Here is a 12,454-nt window from a genome sequence, read left to right as displayed (position 1 = left end):
CCAGCGTGGCCGGGCCTTCGGGCGTTTGGCGCGGACGTCAGCGGGACGCAGTTTCGGCGTACGTCTCCAGCTTGTCCGCGGCGGTCCGGGTTCCCCCGGCTTCGCGGACGCGGTGGCTTTCCGCATGCAGCCGGGCGTGCAGCGCGTCGTCGGCCAGCACGGCTTCGACGGCCTCGCGCAGGCTCTCCGGGGTGACCTCGTCGCGGTCCAGGGCCCGGCCGAGGCCCAGCTCGGCGATCCGCCGGGCGACGACGTCCTGCTCGGGCATCTGCGGCACCGCGACCAGCGGCGTGCCGAAGTACAGCGACTCCATCGTGCTGCCCATCCCGGCGTGGCAGACGAACGCGGACGCGTGGCGCAGCACGGAAAGCTGCGGGACCCGGGCGTGCACCTCGACGTTCGGCGGCAGCTCGCCGAGCTCGGACACCGGGACGCGGTCGCCGATCGCCATCACGACGTGCACCGGGCGGCCGGCGAAGGCGGCCACGCAGGCGCGGAAGAAGCCGGGGCGCAGGTTGTGCGCCGTGCCGAGCGAGACGTAGACGATCGGCAGCTCGGTCTCCGGCGGCGTCCAGTCGCCCTGGAACTCGCGCTCGGACAGGCACGGCCCGACGAAGCCGAAGCGCTCGTCGAAGGTGTCGCCGGCGTACTGGAACTCGCGGGTCAGGAAGACCAGCCGCGGCTCGTCCGGCTCGCCGCGCGTGATGTCCTCGGGGGTGACGTCCTCGAAACCGTTGTGGGACAGGAAGTCGGCGAACTCGGCGCGGAACGCGGCGGTGGCCGGGTGCTCGGCGGCCACGCCGGCGATGCGCTCGGCCTCCTCGGCCACGGAGTACTCGGTGTTGGCGGCGAAGGTCGGGAACAGCTCCAGCGTCGGCCGGTCCCAGCGGCGGCCGAGCATCCGGGCGAGCGGGTACATCGTGACGTCGTAGGCGATGACGTCCGGCAGGTCACCGTCGAAGTGCTCGAGCAGCGCCGGGGCCAGCTGCGCGCTCTCGCGCAGCAGGATCAGCGGCAGCCACGCGACGTCGTCGGCGGTGACCTTCTTGCCGGGATGGGTCGAGGTGAGGGTGGTGTCGACGACGAGGACGTCCGCGCCGGCGGCCCGCAGGGCGGGCGCGAACTCGGCGGTGGCGGCGTAGGTGACCCGGTGGCCGCGGCCGACGAGCTCGGCCACGACCGCGATGGTGGGGTTGACGTGCCCGTGGGCGGGGATGGTGACGAACGCGAAATGGCGGGACATGGTCTGCTTCCTTTTCGGAGGTTTCGTCCGGATCACCGGCGGGCGGGGCGAGGCGGGTCAGGCGGTGACGGTGCCGGCCGCGGCGCTCTTCTTCTTGTCGCCGATCAGGCCGGTGCGCTGGCCGTAGACCTGGCCGAAGATCTGCAGGCCGATGAAGAGCACGGCGTACTGCGCGCCACCCAGGCCCGGGACCAGGTCGACCGGCAGGGTGTAGGCCATGACCCCGCGGACCACGGCGTCGAGCACGAGCGCGATGCCCCAGGCGGCGGTGACGACGCGCATGCCGTGGCGGAAGCTCTCCGAAGTGGCGAAGCGGTGGGTCCAGGTGTCTTCGGGCGTCTTCGCCTTGGCGTCGGCGATCGGCCGCGCGGCCTCGTAGATGAACGGGCGGTTCGTGCGGAGCGTGCCGAGCAGCCAGAGGCCGGCGACGGCGGTCAGCCAGCCGTCCTTGGCCAGCAGGAACCGCTCGCTGCCGGTGAGGAACGACGCGGCGACGCTCAGCACCAGGATGGTCAGGGTGAACAGCGCCAGGCCGCCGACCTTGCGGGTCCGCACGACCTGCCAGATCACGTGGACCAGGGGTGCGGCGCCGCCGGCGAGCAGGGCGAGCAGCTGGTCGACGCCGGCGGCGCGCAGGCCGTAGTAGAGGGCGATCGGGGCGACCAGGTCGACGACCAGGTTGGTCACGATGGCGCCGGCTGCGCTGGACTTCGGGGCGGTGGTGGTCATCGGGTTCTCCCAGGTCGTCGGTGGTGTGTTTCCAACCTAGAAGCCCGTGGATCTCGTCAGAACCCCTCTTCTACCCCGACCGAGGTGGAGTTTTCTTTATGCGGACAGGGGTGGTATCCGTCTCCGCCCGGACACACTCCGTGAGTCAGACTGACCGGGTGGCACGCCCGGAGGAGGTACCGACATGAGTGACACGGCGGTCGCCGTGGGCGCGCCCGTGGCCACCCGGCTGCGGCAGGCGCCGCGGGACCTCGCGCGCGGCGCCGCGCTCGGCCTGCTCAACTTCGGCGAAGCGGCGCTCGCGATCGCCACCCTGGTCTCGCTGGTGCTGTGGTTCGGGCTCGGCATGTTCCCGCTGTTCCTGCTGGTCACGGTGCTGATCCGGCGGATCGCGAACACCGCGCGCGAGCTGTCCGGGCGCTGGTCCGGGGTGCCCGTGGCGGTGCCCTACCGGCCGCGGCCGAGCCTCGAGCGCACCGAGCACGGCTGGTACTGGAGCGGGAAGGACTACCACAAGCGCCGCTGGTTCGCGGCGGTGTCGCTGCGGGTCCGCTGGATCTGGGGCGACCCGGCGACCTGGCGCGACCTGGCCTGGCTGCTGGCCGACCCGGTGGTCGGCGGCGCGCTCGCGCTGTTCCCGGTGCTGCTGGTGCTGGCCGGGCTGGCCGCGGTGGTGCTGGCCGCAGGCCAGGCGGCCGGGGTCGTCGGCGAGCTTGCGTGGCTGGGCGGCACGGAGGTGCCACTGCAGATCGCCGTCGGACTCGCGTGCGTCGCCGCCGGGGTCGCCTTCGCCGGACCGCTGCTGCGGCTGCGCGGCGAGTGGACGTCCCTGCTGCTCAAGCCGGGACCCCGCGGGAAGCTCAACGACCGCGTCCAGCAGCTGACCCGCACCCGCGCGGACGCGCTGGCCACGCAGGCCGCCGAGCTGCGCCGGATCGAGCGCGACCTGCACGACGGCGCCCAGGCGCGGCTGGTCGCGATGCGGATGAAGCTGGCCGCGCTGTCCCAGTTCATCGACCGCGACCCGAGCCGGGCCAAGGAGCTGGTGACCGAGCTGCGGGACTCGTCGAGCAAGGCGCTGCAGGAGCTGCGGGACCTGGTGCACGGCATCCACCCGCCGGTGCTCGCCGAGCGCGGGCTGCGCGACGCGCTGCGGGCGTTCGTGCTGGACCTGCCGCTGGACGCGACCATGGACATCGAGCTGCCCGGCCGGTTCGAACCGGCGGTGGAGGCGGCCGTGTACTTCAGCGTGTGCGAGGCGCTGGCCAACGTCGTCAAGCACGCCGAAACCCGGGACGTCACCGTGCGGCTGCGGTTCGCCGACGGGCTGCTGAGTGGCGCGGTGGTGGACGAGGGCCGCGGCGGGGCCGATCTTGCCGCCGGGTCCGGGCTGCGCGGGATCACCCAAAGGCTCGAAGCCTTCGACGGTAGTCTGAGCGTCGTCAGCCGGCCCGGCGGACCGACCCGCGTGAGTTTGGAGATCCCGTGCGCGTTGTGCTCGCCGAAGACCTCGCTCTCCTGAGGGACGGCTTGACACTGCTGCTGCAGTCGCACGGTTTCGACATCGTCGCCGCGGTGGAAACCGGGCCCGAATTGCTGAAGGCGTTGCTGGAACACCGCCCGGACGTGGCCGTGGTCGACGTCCGGCTGCCGCCGAGCTTCACCGACGAAGGCCTGCAGGCCGCGCTGGCCGCGCGCAAGCAGGTGCCCGGGCTGCCGGTGCTGGTGTTGTCCCAGCACGTGGAACAGTTGTACGCCAACGAACTCCTGCAGGACGGCGCCGGCGGCGTCGGCTACCTGCTCAAGGACCGCGTCGGCGACGCCGAGGAGTTCGTCGAGGCGGTGCGGCGGGTCGCGGCCGGCGGCACCGCGATGGACGCGACGGTGATCGCGAAGCTGCTGGCGCGCCAGGCGCGTAACGAGCCCTTCGAGACGCTCAGCCCGCGCGAGCGCGAGGTGCTGGAGATGATGGCCGAGGGCCGGTCCAACGCCGGCATCGCGCAGAGCCTCAACTTCAGCGACGGCACGGTCGGCAAGCACATCTCGAACATCTTCACGAAGCTGAACCTGCCACCGTCCAACGACGACAACCGGCGGGTGCTCGCGGTGCTCACCTACCTCAACCGCGGCAAGGCCGTCTGACCCAGGGGCGAGCGGGCGTTTTCCCTTGTCCCGCAGGGTGACGTGCAGGGTGCCTAGGGGCCCCGCTAGGGGTTTCTGGCCTGGTCGGGGCTCAGTAGCGTTTTGCCTGTTCACGACGAACGTCGGGCGTTCGCACGCCGTGTGACGGGCTCGTCGCGGCAGCTCCCGCCCGTCCGCGATCTGTGGAGGACTCGCCTTGTCCAAGCTTGAGTTCGGCATCGCGATCGTCGGAATGGCCTGCCGCCTGCCCGCCGCGCCGGGACCGGGGGCGTACTGGGACCTGCTGCGCCACGGCCGGCATGCGGTCACCGAGACTCCGCCCGGGCGCTGGACCGGGCCGGACGACGCGCCCGGCACCGGCTTCGGTGCCTTCCTCGACGACGTGGACGGCTTCGACGCCGCCTTCTTCGGGATTTCCCCGCGCGAAGCCGCGGTGATGGACCCGCAGCAGCGGCTGATGCTGGAGCTGAGCTGGGAGGCCCTGGAGGACGCCGGCCTGCCGCCGTCCCGCCTCGACGGCGAGAACGCGGGCGTCTTCTTCGGCGCCATCTGGGACGACTACGCCCACCTGCTCGCCGAGCACGGCGTGAGCACCCAGCACTCGCTGACCGGCTCGCACCGCGGCGTGATCGCCAACCGCGTCTCCTACACCCTCGGCCTGCGCGGGCCGAGCCTCGTTGTCGACAGTGGACAGTCGTCGTCGCTGGTCGCGGTGCACCTGGCCTGCGAAAGCCTGCGCCGCGGCGAATCCGCGGTGGCGCTCGCGGGCGGGGTCAACCTGAACCTCATCGCCGGCAGCGCGGTCGGCGCGTCCCGCTTCGGCGGGCTGTCGCCGGACGGCCGCTGCTTCACCTTCGACGCCCGAGCCAACGGGTACGTGCGCGGCGAAGGCGGCGGCCTGGTCGTGCTGCGCCCGCTCGCCGACGCCCTCGCCGACGGCGACCGCGTCTACGGCGTCATCCGCGGCACGGCCGTGAACAACGGCGGCACCGCGGAAACCCTGACCACACCGAGTGAATCCGCGCAGCGCGAGGTGCTGCGGCTGGCGCACGAGCGGGCCGGCACCGAGCCGGGTGACGTCGAGTACGTCGAGCTGCACGGCACCGGCACGCGCGTCGGCGACCCGATCGAGGCCGCCGCGCTCGGCGCGGTCATCGGCACGGCCCGCGCGGGCGGCACGCCGCTGCTCGTCGGTTCGGCCAAGACGAACGTCGGCCACCTGGAAGGCGCCGCGGGCATCACCGGGCTGCTGAAGGCGGTGCTGTGCCTGTGGCACGGCGAGATCACGCCGAGCCTCAACTTCGCCACGCCCAACCCGGACATTCCTCTCGACGCGTTGAACCTGCGTGTGACAACCGAGCCGACGCCGTGGACCGGGCCGCACCGGCTGGCCGGGGTCAGCTCGTTCGGCATGGGCGGCACCAACTGCCATGTCGTGCTCGCCGCGGCCCCGGAGCCGGCGCGCCGCACGGGCGGCGGCGACCCGCTGCCGCTGGTGCTGTCTGCCCGGTCACCGGAAGCCCTGGCCGCGCAGGCGAAGTCGTTGTGGGAGCGACTGGCCGCGCACGACCCGGTCGACGTCGGGTACTCCCTGGCGACGACGCGCGCGTCCCTAGACCACCGCGCGGTGGTCGTGCCGGACGGTGATCTCGCGGGGGCGCTCGACGTCCTCGCCGCCGGGGGTGCGTCGCGCTCGGTGGTCCGCGGGACCACGCGGGACGCACGTCCGGTCGCGTTCCTGTTCTCCGGTCAGGGCAGTCAGCGAACCGGTGCGGGACAGGGGCTTTACGCGACCGAGCCGGTCTTCGCCGCCGCACTGGACGACGTCTGTGCGCGCTTCGACGTGCCGTTGCTCGACGTACTGTTCGAGCCTACGGGACTGCTCGACCAGACCCAGTACACCCAGCCGGCGTTGTTCGCCCTCGAAGTCGCGCTGTTCCGGTTGCTGGAGAGCTTCGGCGTCCGACCTTCTGTCCTTTTGGGACATTCGATCGGTGAGCTGGCCGCCGCCCACGTCTCCGGGGTGCTTTCGCTCGACGACGCGGCCGAGCTGGTAGCGGCGCGCGGCCGGCTGATGCAGGCGTTGCCGGGTGGCGGCGCGATGCTCGCGATCCAAGCGACCGAAGCCGAAATCACCCCGTGGCTGTCCGGCGCGGTGAGCATCGCGGCGGTGAACGGTCCCGAGTCGGTCGTAGTTTCCGGTGACGAGGAAGCGGTTCTGACCCTCGCCGCGCGGTTCGAAGGCCGCAAGACCAAGCGACTGAGCGTCAGCCACGCGTTCCACTCACCGCACATGGACGCCATGCTCGACGACTTCCGTGCCGTCGCCGAAAGGATGACCTACCGAGAGCCGCGGATTCCGATCGTCTCCACCCTCACCGGCCGTCTCGCCACCGCAGAGGAACTCGCCGACGCGGGTTACTGGACGCGCCACGTGCGCGAGGCCGTCCGTTTCGCCGACGCTGTAAGCGCTGTCGGCGACGCCGTGTTCGTCGAGCTGGGACCGGACGGCGTGCTGTGCGCGATGGCCCGCGAGAGCGTCTCCGGCACCTTCGCCGCTACTCTGCGCCGGGACCGCGACGAGACGTTCACCTTCCACAATGTCTTGGCACAGCTGCACGTCCACGGCGCTGACGTCGACTGGGCTGCGGTCTACGGCGACCGAGGTAACCGCGTCGACCTGCCGACCTACCCGTTCCAGCGCGCTCGGCACTGGTTCGACGGCCCTGCGCGCACCGCGGTCCCCGCCGCCGAACGGTCGTGGGCGCAGAGCGTCGCGGATCTGCCCGCCGCCGAGCGCGACCGCCGGCTCGGTGACGTCGTCCGCGCGGGTGTCGCGCTGGTGCTCGACTACGCCGGGGCGAACGACGTCGACGCGGACCGGACGTTCAAGGAACTGGGCATCGACTCGCTCACCGCGGTCGAGCTGCGGGACCACCTCGGCCAGGTGACCGGCCTGCGGCTCGGCAGCGGCGTGCTGTTCGACCACCCGACGCCGGCCGCGCTCGCCCGGCACCTCGAAACCGAGCTGACCGGCGCTCCGGAGGCCGCCGCGGAGGCCGTCGCCGCGAGCGACGAGCCGATCGCCATCGTGGCCATGAGCTGCCGCTATCCCGGCGGCGTCCGGACCCCTGAAGACCTGTGGCGGCTGGTCACCGAGGGTGTCGATGCGATCGGTGACTTCCCGGCCGACCGCGGTTGGGACCTCGACGCGCTCTACGACCCCGACCCGGAACACGCCGGCACGACCTACGCCCGTGGTGGCGGGTTCCTCGACGGCGTCGCGGACTTCGATCCCGCGTTCTTCGGCATTTCGCCGCGGGAGGCCGTCGCGATGGACCCCCAGCAGCGGGTCCTGCTGGAGCTGACCTGGGAGGCGTTTGAACGCGCCGGTCTCGACCCGGCCGGGCTGCGCGGCACGGCCACCGGGGTCTTCGTCGGCGCGATGGCGACCGACTACGGCCCGCGGCTGCACGAAGCGGCCGGCGGCGCCGACGGCTACCTGCTCACCGGCACCACCGGCAGCGTCGTCTCGGGCCGGCTGGCCTACACGTTCGGCCTCGAAGGACCAGCCGTCACCGTCGACACGGCGTGCTCGTCCTCGCTGGTCGCGCTGCACTGGGCGGCCCAGGCCCTGCGCGCCGGTGAATGCTCGCTGGCCCTGGCCGCCGGGGCTGCGGTGATGTCCCGGCCCGGCATGTTCATCGAGTTCTCCCGCCAGCGCGGCCTGTCCGCCGACGGCCGCTGCAAGGCGTTCTCCGCCGCCGCGGACGGCACCGGCTGGGCCGAGGGCGCCGGAGTCCTGGTGCTGGAACGGCTTTCCGACGCCCAGCGTCACGGCCACCAAGTCCTGGCCGTGCTGCGCGGTTCGGCGGTCAACTCGGACGGCGCGTCCAACGGGCTCACCGCCCCCAACGGTCCTTCGCAGCAACGCGTCATCCGCCGCGCGCTCGCCGCGTCCGGACTGTCCACATCGGACGTCGATGCCGTCGAGGCCCACGGCACCGGGACGACCCTGGGTGACCCGATCGAGGCCGACGCACTCATCGCGACCTACGGCAGGGACCGTTCCGAGCCACTCTGGCTGGGGTCGCTGAAGTCCAACATCGGGCACACGCAGGCGGCCGCGGGCATCGGCGGCGTGATCAAGATGGTCCAGGCCCTGCGCCACGGCGTCCTCCCGCGCACGCTGCACGTGGACGAGCCGACCCCGCACGTCGACTGGTCCGCCGGGAGCGTCGCCCTGCTCACCGAGGAGCGTCCTTGGCCGGAGACCGGCCGACCGCGCCGGGCCGCGGTGTCGTCCTTCGGCGTCAGCGGCACGAACGCCCACGCCGTGCTCGAACAGGCGCCCGATTCGGTTGCGCCGCAGGCCATCGACGGTTCGTTCCCGGTTGTCCTGTCCGCACGCACCGACGGTGAACTGCGGGACCAGGCGAAGAACCTCCTGGGTTATCTCAACGACACGACGGTGTCCGATGTGGACATCGCGCACACCCTGACGTCGACACGGGCGCGGTTCCCCCAGCGCGCCGTGCTGCTCGGTACCGACCTCCGGGAGCAGCTCGCCGCACTGGCGGCCGGCGGCAGCTCGCCTGACGTCGTGACGGGTTCGGTGCGCGGTTCCGGCCGGACGGTCTTCGTCTTCCCGGGCCAGGGTTCGCAATGGGCCGGGATGGCCGTCGAGCTGGCCGAGTCGTCGCCCGCGTTCGCGGCTCGGCTCGAGGAGTGCGCGGACGCACTCGCGTCCCATGTGGACTGGTCGCTACTCGACGTCCTGCGGGGCGTCGAAGGCGCGCCAGGATTCGACCGGGTGGACGTCGTCCAGCCGGTGCTGTGGGCGGTGATGGTTTCTCTGGCCGCGCTCTGGCGTGCGCACGGCGTCGAGCCGTCCGCTGTGGTCGGGCACTCGCAGGGTGAGATCGCGGCCGCTGTCGTCGCAGGAGCGCTGTCCCTTGAGGACGGTGCGCTGGTCGTCGCGTTGCGCAGCAAGGCGATCCTGGCGCTCGCCGGACGAGGTGGGATGGTCTCGATCCCGTTGCCGTACGACGAAGTGACCGCGCTGATCGACGACCGGATCTCCGTGGCGGCGGTCAACGGCCCGCGGTCCACCGTCGTCTCCGGGGACGCCGACGCGCTCGACGAGCTGATGGACCGTTGCGAGACCGGGGAAATCCGGGCGAAGCGGATCCCGGTGGACTACGCGTCGCACTCGGCGCACGTCGAGTCCCTGGAAGCCGAACTGCTGGACGTCCTGGCGCCGATCCGGCCGCGCGCTGCGGAGGTGCCGTTCTACTCGACGGTCACCGGTGACCCGCTCGACACGACCGTGATGGGCGCCCGGTACTGGTACGAGAACCTGCGCAACACGGTCCGGTTCGAAGCGGTCGTGCGCCAGCTGGCCGAGCGCGGCCACTCGGTGTTCGTCGAGTGCAGCCCGCACCCCGTCCTCACCATCGGCGTCCAGGACACTGTGGACGAACTCGGCGCGGACGCGGTCGCCGTCGGCACCCTGCGGCGCGACGACGGCGGGCCCACCCGGTTCCTGACCGCGCTGGCGCAGGCCCACGTCTGCGGCGCCACCCCGGACTGGAGCACGGTGCTGCCCGGCGGCCGGATCGTCGAAGACCTGCCGACGTATCCGTTCCAGCGGGAGCGGTTCTGGCTCGAAGCCGGTGCGGGCGCGGGCGAACTGTCCTCGGCCGGGCTGGGCGAGGCCGGGCACCCGCTGCTCGGCGCCGCCGTCCGGCTCGCCGGCACCGGCGGCCTGCTCTACACCGGGCGGCTGGCCCAGCGGACCCACCCGTGGCTGACCGACCACGCCGTGTTCGACACCGTTCTGCTGCCCGGGACCGCGTTCGTCGAGCTGGCGTTACGTGCGGCCGAGGACACCGGCTGCGACGCGCTCGAAGAGCTGACCCTGGAGGGCCCGCTGCTCCTGCCGGAGCGCGGCGCGGTCACCGTGCAGGTCGCGGTCGCCCCGGCCGGCGACGACGGCCGCCGCGCGATCACCTTCCACTCCCGCCAGGACGACCAGGGCGACTGGACCCGGCACGCGACCGGCGTCCTCGGCACGTCGGCCGCCACCGCGGTGTCTTTGGCCGCTTGGCCGCCCGCGGCCGAGCCGATCGACGTCGACGCGCTCTACCAGGACCTCGCGGACGCCGGGTTCGGTTACGGCCCGGTCTTCCAGGGCCTGCGCGCGGCCTGGCGCTCCGGCCGGGACGTCTACGCCGAGGTGGTCCTGCCGACCGACGACGCCGCCCGGTTCGGGCTGCACCCGGCCCTGCTCGACGCCGCGCTGCACGCCGCCGGCCACGACGTCCTGATCGGCGCCGACGGCACGAGCAGCATCCCGTTCTCCTGGCGCGGCATCACGCTGCACCGCACCGGCGCGACCGCGTTGCGCGTCCGGCTGACCGTGGGCGACGGGGAACTCGCGCTCGCCGTAGCCGACGAGACCGGCGCCCCCGTGGCCACAGTGGACTCCCTGCTGCTGCGCCCGCTGACCCGGACCCTCACCGGCGCCGCGCCCGACTCGTTGTTCCGCGTGGACTGGACCGAACTCGCACCGTCCGAAGTGGACTCCACCGTCCTTTGGTGTGACGACCTCGAAGAAGCACCGGAAGGGTTTGTCGTCGTCCGGATCGCCCCGGAGGCGGCTGACCTGGCGGAACGGACCCACGCGGCCGCCGCCCGCGCGCTGGACCTGGCCCGGCGGTGGACGTCCGACGAGCGCTTCGCAGCGGCTCAGCTGGTGCTGCTGACCTCGGGTGCCCGGGCGGACGACCCGGCGGCCGCGGCGGTCTGGGGCCTGATCCGCGCGGCGCAGTCCGAGCACCCCGGCCGGTTCGTGCTCGCCGACGTCACCCCGGACGAGGAAGACCTCCTGCCGCGGGCGCTCGCCTCGGGGGAGCCGCAGCTCGCCGTGCAGGACGGTACGACGTACGTGCCGCGGTTGCGCCGGGTCAAGCCCGTCGAAGGTGACTTGCCGGTGTTCGACGGCACGGTCCTCGTCACCGGCGGCACCGGCACCCTCGGCGCACTCCTGGCCGAGCACCTGATCACCGGGCACGGCGTCCGCAAACTGGTCCTGACCAGCCGAAACGGCCTGGACGCACCGGGCGCGCCGGAGCTGGCCGAGCGGCTGCGCGGGCTCGGCGCCGACGTCACGATCGCCGCCTGCGACGCCGCCGACCGCACCGCCCTGACCGGACTGCTCGACGGGTTGCCCGACCTCACCGGCGTGGTGCACGCGGCCGGGGTGCTCGACGACGGCGTCCTCGCCTCGCTGACCCCCGAGCGCTTGGCCGCCGTGCTGCGGCCGAAGGTCGACGCGGCCGTCCACCTGGACGAGCTGACCGCGGACCGGCCGCTCACGGCGTTCGTGCTGTTCTCCTCGGTCGCCGCGACACTCGGCACCGCCGGGCAGGGCAACTACGCCGCCGCCAACGCCTTCCTCGACGCGCTGGCCGCGCGGCGCCGGGCCCGCGGCCTGGCCGGCACCGCGCTGGCCTGGGGTTTCTGGGCCGAGCGCAGCGGGATGACCGGCCACCTCGCCGACGCCGACCTGAGCCGGATGACCCGGTCCGGGGTGGGCGCGCTGCCCAGCGCCGAAGGACTCGCGCTGTTCGACGTCGCGCTGCGCCAGGCCGACGCCACGCTCGTCCCGGCCCGGCTGGACCTCGCCACGCTCCGGGCGCGGGCCGGCGGGGACGTCCCGCCGCTGCTGCGGGAGCTGATCCGGACCCCGTCCCGCCGGGCCGACGACCAGGTGGACACCGCGTCGCTGGCCGGCCGGCTGGCGGCGGCCCCGGACGCGGACCGGCCGCAGCTGGCGCTGGACGCCGTGCTGGCCGAGACCGCGACCGTGCTCGGCTTCGCGTCGGCCGCGACGATCGACGGCGACCAGGCGTTCAAGGAGATCGGCTTCGACTCGCTGACCGCGGTCGAACTGCGCAACCGGCTCACCGCGGCGCTCGGCCTGCGCCTGCCGGTGACGCTGATCTTCGACCACCCGACCCCGCGCGCCCTGGCCGGCTACGTGCTGACCGAGCTGGCGCCGGCCGCGCCGTCGGTGTCGGACCTGCCGGTGCTGGCGCAGCTGGACCACCTGCGCGGCGCACTGTCCACGGTGGACTCCGGTGACCCCGACCGCGCGCGGATCACCGCGCGGCTGCGGGCCCTGCTGGCCGAATGGACCGAAGACGAGCACCCGGCGGACGACGTCGAGATCGACACCGCCGACGACGATGCGATGTTCGCGCTGATCGACAGCGAACTCGGGACTGTGTGAGGGATGGGCGACATGCCGACGGGCTGGGGTGAGCTGAATGTCCA

General features: G+C 72.9%; 5 protein-coding genes. 3 read left to right on the top strand and 2 right to left on the bottom strand.

Translation table 11 applies throughout. The features are described from left to right. Positions 1–37: 37 nt before the first annotated feature. Both VA596_RS31725 and VA596_RS31720 read right to left on the bottom strand, forming a co-directional pair. The gene (locus VA596_RS31725; RefSeq protein ID WP_323331881.1) at positions 38–1,243 is read right to left on the bottom strand and encodes a macrolide family glycosyltransferase; all 1,206 of its coding nucleotides are present in this window, start codon (positions 1,241–1,243) and stop codon (positions 38–40) included. 57 nt (positions 1,244–1,300) lie between these two features. After that, positions 1,301–1,972 carry a VC0807 family protein gene (locus tag VA596_RS31720; protein ID WP_323331880.1) on the bottom strand — a complete coding sequence of 224 codons (672 nt, stop codon included), beginning with the start codon at positions 1,970–1,972 and terminating at the stop codon, positions 1,301–1,303. A gap of 184 nt (positions 1,973–2,156) precedes the next feature. Between VA596_RS31720 and VA596_RS31715 the strand changes: the two genes are divergently transcribed. From VA596_RS31715 to VA596_RS31705, 3 genes are all read left to right on the top strand, one after another. Continuing rightward, positions 2,157–3,494 carry a sensor histidine kinase gene (locus tag VA596_RS31715; RefSeq protein WP_323331879.1) on the top strand — a complete coding sequence of 446 codons (1,338 nt, stop codon included), beginning with the start codon at positions 2,157–2,159 and terminating at the stop codon, positions 3,492–3,494. Then, positions 3,458–4,114: a response regulator transcription factor gene (locus VA596_RS31710; protein WP_323331878.1), complete on the top strand. Its 657-nt coding sequence runs from the start codon at positions 3,458–3,460 to the stop codon at positions 4,112–4,114. Before VA596_RS31715 ends, VA596_RS31710 begins: the two co-directional genes overlap by 37 nt. A gap of 196 nt (positions 4,115–4,310) precedes the next feature. Continuing rightward, positions 4,311–12,410, top strand: a complete 8,100-nt coding sequence (locus tag VA596_RS31705; protein ID WP_323331877.1) for a type I polyketide synthase — start codon at positions 4,311–4,313, stop codon at positions 12,408–12,410. Positions 12,411–12,454: the final 44 nt, after the last annotated feature.

This window comes from Amycolatopsis heterodermiae (assembly GCF_034929455.1).
In the GTDB taxonomy this organism is placed as follows: Bacteria; Actinomycetota; Actinomycetes; order Mycobacteriales; family Pseudonocardiaceae; genus Amycolatopsis; species Amycolatopsis heterodermiae.
This window is presented reverse-complemented; position numbering and strand designations above follow the sequence as displayed.

Bases quoted from the DNA above. Each gene is read 5' to 3' on its own strand.
- VA596_RS31720 (WP_323331880.1), bottom strand. From the start codon at position 1,972: ATGACCACCACCGCCCCGAAGTCCAGCGCAGCCGGCGCCATCGTGACC.
- VA596_RS31715 (WP_323331879.1), top strand. From the start codon at position 2,157: ATGAGTGACACGGCGGTCGCCGTGGGCGCGCCCGTGGCCACCCGGCTG.
- VA596_RS31725 (WP_323331881.1), bottom strand. From the start codon at position 1,243: ATGTCCCGCCATTTCGCGTTCGTCACCATCCCCGCCCACGGGCACGTC.